Raw genomic sequence first — 16,345 nt, 5'->3', positions numbered from 1 at the left:
TGATGTTTTTACATGTTTCTTATATATAATAACTATATTTTAGTAAGCTACGGAGATAAATTGTGAAAAATGTTGTGATATATGTAAAGAAGGGCTGTCCATACTGCATAAGGGCAAAGGATTTACTAGATAAAAAAGGTGTGAAGTATGAAGAAATTGATGTGCTCAAAAACTCAGATCTATTTAACGACATAAAATCAAAGTATAACGTTAGAACAGTTCCACAGATTTTTATCAACGATAAGCACATTGGGGGGTGTGACAAATTGATGGATCTTGAAAAAGAAGGAAAGTTGGATGATATGCTAAATAATAATGACAATCACACTGATGTCACAACCTACACAAACAGCAATGATGAATGTGGAGAGTGTGTTATACCACATGATGATTTTATGTAACTTTTTATCTTGTTTTGTCGTGTAATACGTAAATGAAAACTAGTATGCTCACTTTAAACAATTCTTAATGAATTAAAAATACAATTCATTCAGTGAGTTTTTTTAGTGGGAAAAAATGACAAAAAATATTTCAATTATTAGCAGAAACTTAATTAGTATCGAATTAGTTAACAAACAAGATTTAGAGAATTTCATCAAGATTTTCACAGTGCTTGATAAACATATAGCAGCTAAAACACTTTTTACAGAAGAAGTGAGAATAGAGTATAAACAACACAACGGCATAGAAGTTGTTGAATTGCTAAAAGATACAGACTTTACATATCATGAGGTTGAAAATGTATTGAACCACCTGAGTAAACATGGAATGAAGGTGCCCAGCAGTGTTATAGCACACACCCTTTTTGCTGCATACAATCATGCACTTGAATTTAAGGATGTAGCATTTTCCTTTTCTGAAGGCTCTCCACAATTTAACATCAGAGTGAGTAAGAACACCTTCATAATAACTCCTATGAGTGAGGAGAATTTGGAATTGAATTCACAAAGTAGCAAGAAATTAATAGAGTCGTTACAGAGCGAAAAAAATATTTATGATTGTATAGTAGAAGAAAATACCATTAAAGTTATAGTGCATTCTGAAATACATCAAGCTATAAATTTGATTATAAAATCACTGATAAAGTCTCGCCTTTTAGCAAAAGAGGAAGAAGGAAAATTCAAAGAGAAATTGAGACAACTTGCTTTTAAGGATCAAGCTTTTGTTGAGTATTCCAGTATCAAAACCATCAGTAGGTATCCACATAATCATCCTCTGAGAAAGCATGAAAGTGTTACTAAGGATATAGAAAATATTTTATGTGATTTCATAGCAAATGAGAATAGCGAGTTCGCTATAGAGCGGTTAAATAGGCTGAGCTCAGCAGTTTCTCCGGATACTCCAAGAATCATCACTAAAACTATAGATAAACTTGTTAAGTTTCACTAAGATATACGAGAGCCAATAGATTTCTTGTATTACCTTTTGTCATCCAAGTAGCCTTGGCTACTTGGTTCTTTTTTTGGGTTCCAGCTATGTACATAGCTGTATGAACATTGTAGCCGTTATTCAAGTAGCCCGCAGAAGCGAAAAACTTACTTGACAAACTCCGCCAACTCCCTTATCATGAAACTGAAGCTATTTATTTATCTTCTCTGTACAGATTAAATGACAAAAAAACTCACGTATCTGGCGTCCCATGTTTAATTTTTTGCACTATGTGCACCTTATGTCTTTATAAAACTTCTAGGTTTTTACCTAATATAAGCTAAAATGCGCTTATAAAGCATTTAAAACATAAAAAAACGCCAACTTAAAAAATGGATAGTGAATAACTAGCTACCCTAGGGTTTCTTTTGCCTTTTTTTTGTTTGGTAAATTTTTTAACATTTATAGCTAAACGACAACCGTCATCCCACTACTTGTTAGCGGGATCTAGAGATACCGCGAATGAATCGCGGTATGACGGTTCGCGCTGGCATGACGTAGAATTTTATACTCACCAACTCAGTATTCCAACCTGGATTGTATCTTATCGGTAAAAAAGAAGAGCTATTTTAGGAAGTTTTTATAGGACTAAAACCAAAGAAAACTTGCATATAAGTTTATCAAGATGTAAAATTGAAGTTATTTTAAAAGAATAGGTTAATTATGAATCTTGTAACAAAATCTGCTATCGATTTTACTGCTTCATCTGTTCTCTCTGACGGAGAAATTGTTGATGATTTCTGTCTGAGTAAGCGCATAAAAAATAAGTATGCTGTCCTTTTTTTCTATCCACTTGATTTTACTTTCGTTTGCCCAACTGAATTGATATCGCTCAATAATAGAATAAATGAGTTTGCAAAGCGTGGTGTTGAAGTGATAGGAATAAGTGTAGATTCAAAATTTTCACATTATAAATGGCGAAACACTCCAGTTAATGATGGTGGTATTGGAGAGATTAGCTACACTTTAGTGTCTGATATCAAAAAGTCTATATCAAGAGACTATGGGGTCTTATATGATGACTCAATTGCGCTGAGAGCAACTTTCGTTATTGATGATAAATTTATTGTACGTCATCAATCGATAAATGATTTGCCTTTAGGGCGTAATATCGATGAATTCGTTAGAATCGTTGATGCAATTAAACATAATGAAGAGCATGGTGAAGTATGTCCAGCAGGGTGGAAAAAAGGTAAGCCAGCAATGCAGGCAAGCGATGAAGGAGTAGCTGATTATCTAAACTCATACAGTGAAGAATTATAAATTTAGTACAAAAGTTCTTATTATTGGATCTGGGGCAGCGGGTTATGCTGCCGCTATATATGCAGCACGTGCAAACTTAGAGCCAATTGTAGTAACGGGAATGCAGCCTGGTGGTCAGCTTACAATTACTACAGATGTTGAAAATTATCCTGGTTTTGTTTCAATACAGGGTCCAGAACTAATGGAGCAGATGAGGTTGCATGCAGAAAAGGTTGGAGCAAAAATAATAGATGATGAGATAAAAAGCGTTGAACAACTTGAGGATTCTAATGAGTATAGATTTAGATCTTCGGGTAATATCAATGACTACTACTCGGATGCAATTATAATTGCATCCGGTGCGCAAGCAAAATGGCTTGGTCTCAAGAGTGAAAAGGAATTTCAAGGTTACGGAGTTTCGGCTTGTGCAACTTGTGATGGTGCATTTTTTAGGAATAAAGTTGTAGCCGTGATTGGTGGTGGAAATACTGCTGTTGAAGAAGCAATATTTTTAACTCGATTTGCCAAAGAAGTGATATTAATACACAGGCGTGATAAATTAAGAGCGGAAAAAGTAATGCAAGATAGACTCTTTAAAAATGATAAAATAAAAGTAATGTGGAACCATACCGTAGAGCAGATTCTTGGAGAAGAAAATCCGAAGAAAGTTACTGGTATTATAGTTAAATCAACGGAAGCTCAAGAATTGAAAGTCGATGGAGTGTTCATTGCAATTGGGCATGCACCAAATACGGGTATTTTTAAAGGCTTTGTTGAAATGGGTGAACAGGGTTACATAATTACAAAACCTGGAACAACTTTAACTAGTAAAGCAGGAGTGTTTGCTGCAGGTGATGTTCAAGATAAGGTATATCGTCAGGCAGTAGTTGCAGCAGGAACAGGATGCATGGCTGCGCTTGATGCAGAAAAGTTTTTGGAGTCGTAGTTAATTCTAGGATTTTAGATAAATTGCTTGCAATTTTCCTTTTCTTTTACATAATTATGTTAGTAAATTATTAGATGGGTTTAATATGCTTTATGGAGAGAATAGGACAAATACTAATGGTTACAGATATCAGAGAACTCTAGATGCACCGACACAAAAGTTATTTAAAGCTATTGATGATGAAAATCTAGAAGATTTTAGACAAGCTTTGGAAGGAGATGCGGATGTTAATGCGTTTGATGAGGGATATACACCACTAATGACTATTATCATGAATGGTGATGACAGCCCTATATGCTTAAAAATGATGATGTTGCTTTTACAACATCAAAGTTTAAATATTAATGCTCAAGAAACTAAAGAACGCAGTACAGCTCTACATCTAGCCTTTCGCATGGAAAATAGGAATTTTGTACAGATGTTACTTAGACATCCTGAATTAGGTCTAGGCACTGAAAATTCTTATGGAGATCGTTATGGGACACACAGAAGTTATACTCCTAAAGAATATATTGAACAAATTGGGAGAGAGCAGAGGAAAGATTTTTCGCATCTTACAATGGAAATAACAAAAGCACGAAAAGGAAAAGAATTATTAGATGCTCTTTCTAGCGGAAATATTTACCAAGCGAAAAGACTATTAAATCAAGAGCTTAACCCTAATTGCTGGAAAAGAACCTACAATGAAGAAATAGAAACACCGCTTAGCTTAATTATCGAATCGTGTTTACGAGGAATAACACAAGATAACGAAGAAGTATTGACTAAACTTTTAAAACATAAAGACCTAGATTTTAGTCAAATAAAGCCAATACAAGATATAGAGAAAAATCCATGGGTGAAGCAAATAATTGAACAAGCCATTAAAGAGCGATTAACCGGTACTATTAATAGAAAAGATCTAGATGATGTAAAAGAATTGGTAAAGGATAATTGCTTCATAAATCGTGCAATTGTTACTGCTGCATTGAGAAATGTTGATAATCCAATCGAGTCCATTAAAAATTATCTAAATGAAAAATTTCCTGCAAGTGTGGAACAACCTGTGGCAAATACGAATAATATACCAGCAGGTTTTGAGCGGGCTTTTCAAGAAGTTGTAATTGAGCTTGAAAAAATAAAAGCTCAACTTGCAGAAACAGAGCAAGAGCTGGATAGTGCAAAGCAAGAGAAATTAAGTCAGCAAGCAAGGATTAGCGCTCTTACTAATCAAGTAGCTCGACTGACTGAAGAAAGAGATAGGCTTTCATCAGAAAATAGACGGCTCTGTACTGAAAGTCTGAGTAATAAAAACGAAAAACCCTCGCAAGCAATTTCTCCTGGTAAAAAACAAAGCAACTACGCTTCTGCTGCTTTTGTATTATCTGGAGCGTTTGCTGTTGGTGCATGTTTAGCAGTTTTATACGATTATCCAGTAATAGGTGCTTGTCTTACAGCAGTTGCACTGGTTCTTCTTTTAGTAGGATATTTTTTATACAAAGGAGATGAAAAAGACATAGGACCTGGTAGTGCCACAGATAATCCTCGAGTTACAAGGGTTTTGGCTTCTTCTCCAAACTTTGTTGGAAATTCTTATACATATTAAAAACATCTTGATAATTGAGGTGAGTGTAAACTTGAGTGGTCTCAAGACTCGAATGACCAAGCAGTTGTTGTATTGATCTTATGTCAATATCTTCCTGAAGCAAATGAGTAGCAAAACTATGACGAAATGCATGTGGAGATAAGATTTCTGGCAGATTTAATATTCTCCTTATTTTCTGCAAACGATTAGCCACATAAGTTCTTCCCAATTTTTTTCCTCTTACTCCTAAAAAAAGATATTGTGCTTCATCATTAATGCCAAGATAAGGACAGGTTTTTACATATTCCTGTATACATTTTTTTACTACCGGAAGAATGAATACCTGCCTTTGTTTATCTCCCTTACCTGTTACTATTAAACTTTCATTGTTAATATCACTAACCCTAAGGTTCAACGCTTCACTGATTCTTAAGCCTGTACTATATAGCAGGACGATAATCGCAATTTCTCTTTTTACCACCCAAGATTCGCCCAGATCGGATAGTTTCATTTCTTTCAATAAAGTTTTTATATTAGGTATTGATAATGCTTTGGGCAAAGTTCTTCTCTGAATTGGCCTTGATAAGGAAAATACAGCTTCATTGTCTATATTGTAGTTGTTTTTTATGTACTTGAAAAAATTTCTGATTACTGACAATGCACGAGCGTTAGATCTTGCATTCACACCTCTTGCGTAACGAGAGGTAAGCCAACTTCTTAACTCAGGTACGCTCAATTTTTCCAAAGTGCCGACATTTACTTCTCCACCAATGTGAGTATTTAGGAAACTTATAAGATCCTTCAAGTCCCTCATGTATGACTCTAAAGTGTTTGGTGAATAAGATCTGTTGCACCTCAGCCACTCATACCATTTTTCAATGATTGAACCGAGGTCCACAATTATTTTTTAAAGAAAGCATCGATGCACGCATCTCGAAAGGCTTCATTTATATCAGGATGAGAGTGACAAATTCTGTATATATCCTCTGCTGCTGCGCCATATGCCATTGCAACCGCTGCTTCGTTGATTAGCGTATCAGCGTATGCTCCTATGATATGTACACCTAGTATTGTATCTGCTCTGCTACAAGTCAGCACTTTCACGAATCCTTCAGCATCATCAGTGATTTTTGCTCTGCCATTTGCAGCAAATTGACACTTACCCACTTTGTATTCACGGCCAGCATTTTTGAGTTCCTCTTCGGTTTTACCAATCGAAGAAACCGCAGGGTGAGTGTAAATGACAGATGGTATGATTCCATAATCAACGTGAGGTACTTGCCCAGCGATTATCTCTGCAACTGCTACCCCTTCTTCCTCTGCTTTATGAGCAAGCATTGCTCCACCGATCACATCACCAATAGCAAATATTCCTTTCACATTAGTTTCATATCTGTTGTTAACTTGAACGAAACCGCGATTATCTTTTTCTATTTTTTCATCAATACCAAGATTCTCAGTGCATGGTTTGCGACCTACTGCAACCAGCACCTTATCTGCTTCTATAGTATTTGTTTGGTTATCTTGAGCAGAGCAAACTTTCACAGTCAAAGAGTTACTACTTTGTTTTATCTCCTCAACTTTAGTGCTAAGTAAAAATTTTATTCCTTGTTTTTGTAGACTAGAAAATAGAGACTTACTTAATTCTCCATCCATTGCTGCAGCGATTCTGTCAAAAAATTCTACTACAGTGACTTCAGACCCTAGCCTCCTCCATACAGAAGACATTTCAAGCCCTATTGCCCCGGCTCCGATTACGACAAGTTTTTTTGGTACTTCAGTTAAAGATAGTCCACCGGTGGAAGAAATAATACTTTTCTCATCGATATTAATTCCTGGCAAAGAAATAACGTCAGAACCGGTTGCAATTACTATATTTTTTGTCTTCAGCACCTTACCTTCAACTGAAACTTCAAGATTACCTTGGTCAAAAGAAGTAATTTCCCCAAGCCCATTGACTTTAGTGATTTTGTGAAGGTTAAACAGATATTCTATACCTTTTCCAAGTTCCTGAACTCTGGCATCCTTATAGCCTAGCATTTCTTTTAAGTCGAAACTTGCGTCCTTAATTTTTATGCCAAACTTCGACAGATCATTTTTCGTGTGAGCATACTGATAGGAAGAATGGAGCAATGCTTTGGAGGGTATGCACCCAACCCGCAGGCACGTACCACCAAAAATGCTATTTTTATCTATGCAGGCAACTTTCAATCCAAGTTTTGCAGCAGCGATAGCACACTTATAACCACCTGGACCACCACCTATAACAATCAGGTCATAATCAATCATAAAGAACAAACCTATTTTCTAAAGAATAAACACCTTTTCCCTCAGTTGTTACATATATTTTATCGTGAGTAAACACTGGAGTGTGAAACACATTGCCAGGTACTTTGACTACCTTTCCTGCATTTTCAGATCCCGGAAAAGCAAACATTGAACCTTTATTGCTTGTCACCCACAGTGTATGGGCATGCATAATTGGAGCAAACAATTGCGTATTTTCTATTAAATCAGATGCCCAGACTGTTTCTCCATTTTTTATATCCAGGCCAATTATTTTATCGTCTTTAGTAACTATAAAAATTCTTCCGCCTTCTTTTTGCTCCTTTGGAGGAATAAGAGGACTGTAATATGATTCAATGTCTGATACACTTTTTACTTGCAGTGACTTTGACCATAAAATATTCCCTGATTTTACGTCAATACCATAAATATAAGAATTGTTTGTAGCTATTAAAGTATCGCCAAGCACTCTCGGTGTAGTAGTTACATCTGTGAGCTGTGTATCCAAAAGGTTTGTAGCCAATTTTTGGCTCCACAATTTTTTACCGTCTTCATTAAAAGCTATTAACTCACCATTTGAAAATGGCGCTATTATTTTATCGTTAGAAATTGCTGGCGATATGGAATACAAACCTCGAACCTCATTGATACCGTTTTGATAAGCCCAAACGAAGCTGCCATCTTTTATATCAAACACGTACAGATAATTATCAATAGTCAATACTACCAATTTATTGTTTATTACTGCTGCTTTCTCTCTTACTGGAGCTCTCAATTCTTTTTCCCACTGAATCTTGCCGGTTTTTGCATCTATTGTGTGTAGAACGTTATCCACTATAAAGAAAACGTTTCCTCTGTGACGCAATAGGCTCATGTTACTAATTTTTTTTCTGTGTGAGAGGTGTAATTTCCAATTCATAGCCTTTGAGTTATCAATATCAAAGGAATATAAAGCGCCGTGCTTGTCTGATAAAATAACGCTATTTTCTGTAAGCACTGGAGCTACATATCCTTGAGATAGTTTTTTATCCACTAGACTTATTCTCTCGCTTGCCATTGTGTAACTGCTACACAATAACATTATCATGACAATTATTACTTTCATTATTTATTGAAAACAAGATTCATTAATATACATCTTAAGAACCTTAATTACAACGGAAATGTTCTTGCTGCATGTTAAAAACGTTGATTTATGAACGAAATATTATATTATTATGTGAGATAATGTATACTCTTAGAGGTAGTACACCTCATCCACTATGCGGCAACGTGCATAGCTGTACGAACATTGAGATATAAAAGTAATTTATACCAAGAAGAAAGATGTCATCCAAATAGCCTCTTTTCCTGTCATCCCAGTGCTTGACACTGGGATGGCTCTGTTGCATCGCAACTGAAAAAATCTGGTGGCTACTGACAAAATTCATTATAAAATAGCCATTTAACCGCTTAAGGAAAAATATGCCACAAAAAATGAGAGTTAGTAACTGCCATGAATATAACAAATTTCTAGAAAAAAGAGGAAATATTTTTCGTTACATCGATAAAGCTATCGAAAATTGGTATGAAAATAGTCCAAAAATGCAGGGCGGCAACTATATTTATAGTGATAAAGTTGTGATTTTAGTGCATATAATCGTTAATCTTTTTAGAATTGGCTTAAGACAAACAGTCGGGTTTATAAAAGGATATTTGCAACAAATAGGAAGAGATTTGGCAGTTATCAGCTATTCGCAAGCTTCAAAAAAAACTTAATATTAAGATCAATGATTGCAGAATTGATAAAAATAATATGGAAGATATCGAAATTGCCATAGATAGCACAAGCATCAGCATTTATAACAACACACAGCAAGGAAAATAGCGCTGACAGAAAATATCGTGGCTATGAACAGACAAGAAAATTGCATGTAATGTTGAATATAAACAGCAAAAAAGCCATAGCTGCAGAATACAGTAACGGTCTGATCACTATGGAGCTTGCGATTTACTTAAAGGAGTTAATTTTCAGCATGCCATAAAAGCACTATATGCAGACAGAGCATATGACAGACATAAACTCTATAAATTGTGTGATGAATGCGGCATAAAGACAAAAATTCCTCCAAAAAAACAATGCAGCAGAGCATCCAAAGTATGGCAGAGAGAAATGCTGCAATTAGACTAATAAAGTCATACAGCGAAGATGGAATGAAGAGGTGGAAAAGGCAAACAAACTACGGAAAAAGATCTTATGTAGAAAGTTTTTTCTCGCGACTGAAACAAACATTCGGGTTTAATTTTCGGAACAAATCTGAAATTAATCGTGGGAAGGAACTGCTACTCAAGTGTTATTTGCTTAATCAATTTACTGACATTGGTATGGCTAAATTTGAAATGGCTACATGAATTTATCGTAAATTACCACCGCATAGTTGTAACATTGTACCATATTACAATGTTCGTACAGTTGTGTGCGCGACCGGGGGTTTTATACTATTCTAGAAGTAACATACGGAAAAGGGGGGATTCGAACCCCCGACATATTTTCATATGTGCACGCTTTCCAAGCGTGTGCTTTAGACCACTCAGCCACCTTTCCATGCTTATTCATAATATTGAAAATTGTACTGCTAAACAATATAAAAACCTGGTATATAGGGTTCACCACGAAAATTCACAGTATTGTTAAACTTGCTTCTGCAAGTTGGAAATGTTTTATCGCAACCTGCGAGTATTGAATATTTATCTCCAGCAAAAATTTGGTATGGAGGCGAAGTAAACAACGTAACTACTTTATTTTTATATTCTTTTACTACACCTTCAAACGCTATTGAGCCAAAGAATTTTACTACTCCGTGCTTATAATATTCATCACTCTCAGTTAAATTCGTGTCTTCAAATCTTCTTTCGTCTATTACTTTAGTGATTGTACTTATTTTACTAAATTTTTTAGTATCGGCTTTACATTTATCATCGCAAAATTGTGCTCTGCATGCAGGAGAGTATAATTCTGCTATGCTTCTCTCAAGCTTTGCTGAAAGCCCTCTAATTTCAACAATAAATCTTCCACTACTTAATGTCACTTTACCAAAAATTCCTGAATGTAGATTCATTGTTCCCTGGGTCAAGTCTTTATAATTCACAAGAAATATTTCAATATTTGCAAAGTCGTACTTTCCTGATAAAACATCTTCTTCTTTAATATCAGCACTATTTAATATCCCTTCAATTTCTAGATTATCAGTTTTTAAATCGCTGTTTAATATTATACTACTGGCTGTAAATCCATTTGAAGATTTATAGAGTATATTATCAATATTTAAATCTTCATCATAGTCAGTGAATCCCATTACTTCTCCACCTGCGAGCTTTAATTTCCAGCACGTAGCGGTGGTAATACCAATTCTCATTGTTGTCCAGTCAAATAGGAAACATTGCAGAGTTGTTTAATTGTGGAGCTGGCAAGAGAAGTAATAAATTTGCACAAAGCACCCTCAAGTAGAGCAATTGTATCGTATATTTTATTGCGCAAAATGTTCTGTTTTATATATAACCAAAGCCTCTCAACAGGATTTAGCTCAGGTGAGTATGGAGGTAGGTATATAATGTCGATATTTTTAGGTACCTTTAAATTTTTTGACCTATGCCAACTAGCACAGTCCATAACGAGAAAAGCCTCTCGTGTTTCTAGATATTGCGAAATTTGCTCAAGAAATATGTTCATGCAATCAGTGTTGACATTTGGTGCAAATAAGCTAGAACTCTCTCCATTTCTAGGATTAACTGCACTATAGAGATAGAAATTTTGCCTACCTAATTTTGTTTTAACCTGTGTTCTAATCCCCTTTTTAAACCACCCATGTCCAACTTTTGAATGTGTGCCAAACCGTGATTCATCAAAGAAAAATAGCTCTTTTTCTGGATACTTGCTAATAGCTCCATTGAGATTTTTTTTTGAATTCCTCTTGTTTGCTTTTATCTTGTCCATTATGAACTGGTCTTGGTGTAATATATGAGAATTTCATCTTTTGCATATGGCGGTGTACTGTAGATTTGCTGATATTTAATCCGAACTTTTCCTGGATTCTTATTCTCATTTCTTTAATGGTGATATTAGGATTTTCTTCTATCCACTCTTCAATTTGCTGTAGTTGAGCCTGATTTAATTTAGTTTTTCTACGACGTTGTGAAGGAGCAAACAGTTTTTCTTCTCTGCCAATTTTCAAGAGTTTTACCCACGAAGTTAGTGCGCTTCTTGAAATGCAATATATTTTTGCTACAGCCGTTATACTGTACTTTTTTGCTGCAATTACAGCATTTAGTTTTTTTGAAACATATGCATTATTCATTACTTTCTTCAGCATTTCTTTTGCTGATTCTACTACTTTTTCATCCAATAATTTTGATCTTAATGCCATTTAAACCTCGCTATTTTACTTAGAGGTTGTCCGGAAACAAGTAAAAGGCTATAATATCTGAAATTTTAGTACGGGGTAAAGATGAGAAAAAAGTATCCAACAGATCTAAGCGAAAGGGAATGGGCAAGAATAGAAAAACACTTCAGAGTATCATACAAGAAAGGAGGAAGGCCGCCAAAGTATAGCAAAAGAGAAATATTAGAAGCAATTTTCTATGTATTGCGTACAGGGTGTCAATGGCGGTATTTACCAAATGATTTTCCGCTATGGAAGACTGTGTATGAGCAGTTCAGGCAATGGAAGAAGCAGGGAATTTTTGAGAAAATGAATTATGAAATTACAAAATATAGTAGAAGAAAAATAGGAAGGAATGAGCAGCCGAGTGCCTGTATAGTAGATAGTCAATCTGTAAAGACTACAGAAAAGGGGGGATCAAAGGCTATGATGGAAGTAAAAAAAGTAAAGGGTAGAAAAAGGCATATAATTACAGACACTCAGGGTTTTATACTAGGTTGTTACGTAGGCGCTGCTAACGAAAATGATAGAGATGGTATTAAAATAGCATTAAACAATATGAGAACAAAATATACTAAAGTTAAAAAAATGTGGGCTGACATGGGATACCAAGGAAGAAATTCAAAGAATCACATAAAGGAAGAATATGACATAGATATTGAAATTGTTACAAGGCCTCCATGTAGATTTTGGGTGCACAAAGATACGCCACCTGAGCTACTACCAACAAGAGAACAAGGGTTTAAAGTACAGCCAAGAAGATGGGTTGTAGAAAGGACTTTTGCTTGGGTTAATAGGAATAGAAGGCTATCGAAGGAGTATGATTTACTCACAACATCCACTGAGAATTTCATATACCTAGCTATGAGTAGGGTTATGTTAAAGAGGGAATATGCTTGAATTTACTAGTTTCCGGACAACCTCTTAGCCTTTCATAAGTAGCGATGCAACAAAGCCCACTGGAATCCAGGAAATTTTGCTTGTAATACCAATTCCCATTACAGGGCAAACAGATGGACAATGATGGAAGAAAAGCCATACTGAAGTAAGTAAAATAGCGAGGTTTAAATGGCATTAAGATCAAAATTATTGGATGAAAAAGTAGTAGAATCAGCAAAAGAAATGCTGAAGAAAGTAATGAATAATGCATATGTTTCAAAAAAACTAAATGCTGTAATTGCAGCAAAAAAGTACAGTATAACGGCTGTAGCAAAAATATATTGCATTTCAAGAAGCGCACTAACTTCGTGGGTAAAACTCTTGAAAATTGGCAGAGAAGAAAAACTGTTTGCTCCTTCACAACGTCGTAGAAAAACTAAATTAAATCAGGCTCAACTACAGCAAATTGAAGAGTGGATAGAAGAAAATCCTAATATCACCATTAAAGAAATGAGAATAAGAATCCAGGAAAAGTTCGGATTAAATATCAGCAAATCTACAGTACACCGCCATATGCAAAAGATGAAATTCTCATATATTACACCAAGACCAGTTCATAATGGACAAGATAAAAGCAAACAAGAGGAATTCAAAAAAAAATCTCAATGGAGCTATTAGCAAGTATCCAGAAAAAGAGCTATTTTTCTTTGATGAATCACGGTTTGGCACACATTCAAAAGTTGGACATGGGTGGTTTAAAAAGGGGATTAGAACACAGGTTAAAACAAAATTAGGTAGGCAAAATTTCTATCTCTATAGTGCAGTTAATCCTAGAAATGGAGAGAGTTCTAGCTTATTTGCACCAAATGTCAACACTGATTGCATGAACATATTTCTTGAGCAAATTTCGCAATATCTAGAAACACGAGAGGCTTTTCTCGTTATGGACTGTGCTAGTTGGCATAGGTCAAAAAATTTAAAGGTACCTAAAAATATCGACATTATATACCTACCTCCATACTCACCTGAGCTAAATCCTGTTGAGAGGCTTTGGTTATATATAAAACAGAACATTTTGCGCAATAAAATATACGATACAATTGCTCTACTTGAGGGTGCTTTGTGCAAATTTATTACTTCTCTTGCCAGCTCCACAATTAAACAACTCTGCAATGTTTCCTATTTGACTGGACAACAATGAGAATTGGTATAAGTAAGCAAACTGATTTGGTGAGCATAAAAAGTGGCTGATCTTATGCTGAATAAACGCTTTTGATGAAGTTGCATGGAAAGCTGGATCCCAGTGTCTGGGCACTGGGATGACATCCTTCTTGGTGGAGTGTCCTCAAATCACAATGTTCGTACAGTTGTGTGTCACGCACTGGGATGACAGGAGAGAGGACACCATATGTTTATTTGATCGACAAATAAACACTAACAGACAAGAATACACCACAGTTAACTGTGGTGTGTACTGGCTGGTTAGAAAGAAAACTTCACACCAGTAAGAAGGAGAATTCCTTGGTTAGAAGGTACATCAGCATCAGACTCATCTTTCAGCTTACCTGTTTCGTTAGTCATAAAATAATGGAGAGCTGCGTAAGGAACAAATTTGCTCTTACTGCATGCAGGAGACAGATCATATTGAACGCCAAGTGCACCATCATGAAGCATATCTTTGTCATTCATTCTGCTGCCAAAATACGTCAAACTTGTGTAGATATTCTCATGTTGATACCCAGCTCCTACAGTCCAATACATGGTATCTATACTATCTTTAACAAATTGAGCTTTCAGCCCTTCCACTCTTTTGCCATCAGTAGCATCTTTACTATCAATTTCCGTATAGGTATCACCAATTAATTTTTTAATACCCTTCGGTTGACCAGATTTGCCCAAGTATGCAAAAGAGGCAGCAAATTTTACGCCTTGATCTTCATTAATCTTATAATCAGCGCTTACACCCAAATTAACACCCATAAGGTCATTGTACTCTACATATTCATTATAAACATGCTTATCTTTATTTAGTTTTTTTGCTTGACCATACTCACCAACTGCAGAAGTTTTAACTTTTACATTATATTTATCAAAGTCATATTCATATGATGCACCAGCACTTACTATGTGCTCATAGTCTGGACCGACATGCCTTATCTTATCTTTTACCTTACCGTTTTTCTCTTCTTTTTCTTTCACAATAAACAAGCTACTATCATAACGAGGTGCATAACTGATGCCAAACCTTGCGCCCATATAATTTGGTGAGTAGTAAGCAACTCTAAATGGCAGTGTAGTCATAACGCCTTTGTTATATTTCCCTGCCATACGGAAAGAGAATTTTTCACTTTCACTCGAAAAACTTTCAGTGTAAAGACGTGGTGTTACATAAAATGGAAAGCTAGCAGCGCTTCCTTCTAAGTTCACTTTTCTGAACCAGTCACTATCTGCAGCTCCGTCAACAGTCGCAATTCTTGTTGCATCAAGCCTCATCAGAGCCTCAGGACCAAATTGGTAACCAAGCTTCACGTCACCATATTTTGAGTTAACAAACACATGCGCACTTCTGCCTTTTGCAGCATAAACACCCTGTGAAGCTCCCTTACCTTCGGTCACTGGGACATGAAACTGCACGTCAGCACCATAAAGAAGACCTAAATCTTCATTCTTATTTTCTGCTCTGAGGTGCAATATTGCATCAGCAATCATACCCATATCGTTGCTGTAATCACCAATATTTCCTATTCCTTCATAGAATATTGGATTTGCTCCTTTTGTTATATCTGGAGTGGCATTATAATACTCTGTAGATCTGTTTGGCATAACGTTATAACGTTTATAATCTGCGCCACTCGGTCCAGCTTTGCCATAACCTTGAGCATCAACAACACCACCAAAAGTTATTCTTAAATTACTTTGCCCTTGATTGGTATCGATAATATCAACTCCACCAACTGAAACAACAGGACTTGCCTTACCTTTTTCCTCTGTATTTTTGTTAATAACTTTTATATCCTTCTTTACATCTTTATCTTCAACTTTAGCATTCTTAGTTTTAGAACGCTTAGTTTTTGAAACTTTACCTTTTTCTATATTAGAATTCTTAGCGTTTAGAGCTTTCGCTTTTGAATCCTCTATAAGCTTTGCTTTTTTCTCATTTGCTAGCCTGATCTCCTCTTTTTTCTTCTGCTCGGCTGCTAATCTCATCTCTTCCTTTTTCTTAAGCTCTTCAGCTTTTTTTCTTGGATCAGCATTACATATTCTGTCGATCTTTTCTTTCAGTTTTTTATTTGATGTTTTCATAACTTCTGTTTTTCCAGAAGTTTTTGTGCTCTCTTGCTTTTTTATTTCCTTCATACTCTCATCAGGAAAGTCAGCTGCAAAACTGCTGAAAGAACATAAAGTTAATAAAGAAACTAGAGCAGTTCTAGTATACATAGACTTTTTCATGAAGTGCCCCCAAAAAATTTCGAAATCATATCTTAAATGTAAATAGTATAAAAATGTTGAAAATTCAACTTAAAGCAACCTTATAACGAAAATAAAAGTAAAATGCAATACCTTAAAAGCAACTTTCTTAAT

Annotated in this window: 16 protein-coding genes and 1 tRNA gene; 10 read left to right on the top strand and 7 right to left on the bottom strand. The window is 35.5% G+C overall.

The genetic code is table 11. The features are described from left to right. Positions 1-62: 62 nt before the first annotated feature. From grxC to ABWU31_RS06095, 5 genes are all read left to right on the top strand, one after another. Entirely contained in the window at positions 63-401 is a 339-nt protein-coding gene (gene grxC, locus ABWU31_RS06115; RefSeq protein ID WP_007550037.1) for a glutaredoxin 3, read from the top strand. Positions 402-516: 115 nt separating this feature from the next. Next, a complete protein-coding gene (locus ABWU31_RS06110; protein ID WP_007550039.1) occupies positions 517-1,389 on the top strand; it encodes a hypothetical protein in 873 nt (290 codons plus the stop codon). A 702-nt stretch (positions 1,390-2,091) separates the two neighbouring features. Beyond that, entirely contained in the window at positions 2,092-2,691 is a 600-nt protein-coding gene (locus tag ABWU31_RS06105) for a peroxiredoxin (protein ID WP_012673206.1), read from the top strand. After that, positions 2,678-3,616 (top strand): thioredoxin-disulfide reductase, encoded by a 939-nt coding sequence (gene trxB / locus ABWU31_RS06100; protein ID WP_077188227.1) that lies wholly within the window; start codon positions 2,678-2,680, stop codon positions 3,614-3,616. The genes ABWU31_RS06105 and trxB overlap by 14 nt, the downstream gene beginning before the upstream one ends. Before the next feature lie 85 nt (positions 3,617-3,701). After that, positions 3,702-5,201 carry an ankyrin repeat domain-containing protein gene (locus ABWU31_RS06095; protein WP_353271197.1) on the top strand — a complete coding sequence of 500 codons (1,500 nt, stop codon included), beginning with the start codon at positions 3,702-3,704 and terminating at the stop codon, positions 5,199-5,201. On the opposite strand, the gene ABWU31_RS06090 is transcribed toward ABWU31_RS06095, so the two are convergent. Genes ABWU31_RS06090 through ABWU31_RS06080 form a run of 3 tightly spaced genes read right to left on the bottom strand, consistent with a single transcriptional unit; the run spans position 5,146 to position 8,571 of the window. After that, entirely contained in the window at positions 5,146-6,078 is a 933-nt protein-coding gene (locus ABWU31_RS06090; RefSeq protein WP_006279615.1) for a tyrosine recombinase XerC, read from the bottom strand. The two genes, ABWU31_RS06095 and ABWU31_RS06090, sit on opposite strands and share 56 nt — an antisense overlap. 2 nt (positions 6,079-6,080) lie before the next feature. Then, the gene (lpdA, locus tag ABWU31_RS06085) at positions 6,081-7,469 is read right to left on the bottom strand and encodes a dihydrolipoyl dehydrogenase (protein ID WP_353271196.1); all 1,389 of its coding nucleotides are present in this window, start codon (positions 7,467-7,469) and stop codon (positions 6,081-6,083) included. Further along, a complete protein-coding gene (locus tag ABWU31_RS06080; RefSeq protein ID WP_077188230.1) occupies positions 7,462-8,571 on the bottom strand; it encodes a PQQ-binding-like beta-propeller repeat protein in 1,110 nt (369 codons plus the stop codon). The genes lpdA and ABWU31_RS06080 overlap by 8 nt, the downstream gene beginning before the upstream one ends. Positions 8,572-8,930: 359 nt before the next feature. Here ABWU31_RS06080 and ABWU31_RS06075 point away from each other — a divergent pair, with 359 nt between their 5' ends. The 3 genes from ABWU31_RS06075 (at position 8,931) to ABWU31_RS06065 (ending at position 9,857) form a co-directional block, all read left to right on the top strand. Further along, positions 8,931-9,224 (top strand): transposase, encoded by a 294-nt coding sequence (locus tag ABWU31_RS06075; protein ID WP_080717625.1) that lies wholly within the window; start codon positions 8,931-8,933, stop codon positions 9,222-9,224. 262 nt (positions 9,225-9,486) lie between these two features. Further along, positions 9,487-9,636 carry a hypothetical protein gene (locus tag ABWU31_RS06070; RefSeq protein ID WP_285520262.1) on the top strand — a complete coding sequence of 50 codons (150 nt, stop codon included), beginning with the start codon at positions 9,487-9,489 and terminating at the stop codon, positions 9,634-9,636. Beyond that, the gene (locus ABWU31_RS06065; protein ID WP_022626339.1) at positions 9,606-9,857 is read left to right on the top strand and encodes a hypothetical protein; all 252 of its coding nucleotides are present in this window, start codon (positions 9,606-9,608) and stop codon (positions 9,855-9,857) included. The genes ABWU31_RS06070 and ABWU31_RS06065 overlap by 31 nt, the downstream gene beginning before the upstream one ends. A 106-nt stretch (positions 9,858-9,963) precedes the next feature. Here ABWU31_RS06065 and ABWU31_RS06060 read toward each other — a convergent pair. From ABWU31_RS06060 to ABWU31_RS06050, 3 genes are all read right to left on the bottom strand, one after another. Next, positions 9,964-10,050: transfer RNA gene (locus ABWU31_RS06060), tRNA-Ser, on the bottom strand. A gap of 31 nt (positions 10,051-10,081) precedes the next feature. After that, positions 10,082-10,861, bottom strand: coding sequence for a DUF2163 domain-containing protein (locus tag ABWU31_RS06055; protein ID WP_353271195.1), 780 nt, complete (start codon positions 10,859-10,861; stop codon positions 10,082-10,084). After that, positions 10,858-11,869, bottom strand: a protein-coding gene (locus ABWU31_RS06050; protein WP_353271144.1) for an IS630 family transposase whose coding sequence is annotated in 2 segments (ribosomal slippage) — positions 10,858-11,406 and positions 11,408-11,869 — 1,011 coding nt in all. Because the reading frame shifts where the segments join, the coding sequence is not laid out codon by codon here. Before ABWU31_RS06050 ends, ABWU31_RS06055 begins: the two co-directional genes overlap by 4 nt. Positions 11,870-11,950: 81 nt before the next feature. Between ABWU31_RS06050 and ABWU31_RS06045 the strand changes: the two genes are divergently transcribed. Beyond that, positions 11,951-12,784, top strand: a complete 834-nt coding sequence (locus tag ABWU31_RS06045; RefSeq protein WP_353271068.1) for an IS5-like element ISWpi1 family transposase — start codon at positions 11,951-11,953, stop codon at positions 12,782-12,784. 168 nt (positions 12,785-12,952) lie between these two features. After that, a protein-coding gene (locus ABWU31_RS06040) for an IS630 family transposase (protein ID WP_353271144.1) occupies positions 12,953-13,964 on the top strand; the annotation gives its coding sequence in 2 pieces (ribosomal slippage) (positions 12,953-13,414 and positions 13,416-13,964; 1,011 coding nt in all). 281 nt (positions 13,965-14,245) lie between these two features. Here ABWU31_RS06040 and ABWU31_RS06035 read toward each other — a convergent pair. Continuing rightward, on the bottom strand, positions 14,246-16,213 hold the full coding sequence (locus tag ABWU31_RS06035) for a porin (protein WP_353271194.1): 1,968 nt from the start codon (positions 16,211-16,213) through the stop codon (positions 14,246-14,248). Positions 16,214-16,345: the final 132 nt, after the last annotated feature.

Origin of the sequence: Wolbachia endosymbiont (group A) of Alloplasta piceator, assembly GCF_964028505.1 — a bacterium.
GTDB lineage: Bacteria > Pseudomonadota > Alphaproteobacteria > Rickettsiales > Anaplasmataceae > Wolbachia > Wolbachia pipientis.
The sequence above is the reverse complement of the archived record's forward strand: the minus strand, read 5'-3'. Positions and strand labels throughout refer to the sequence as shown.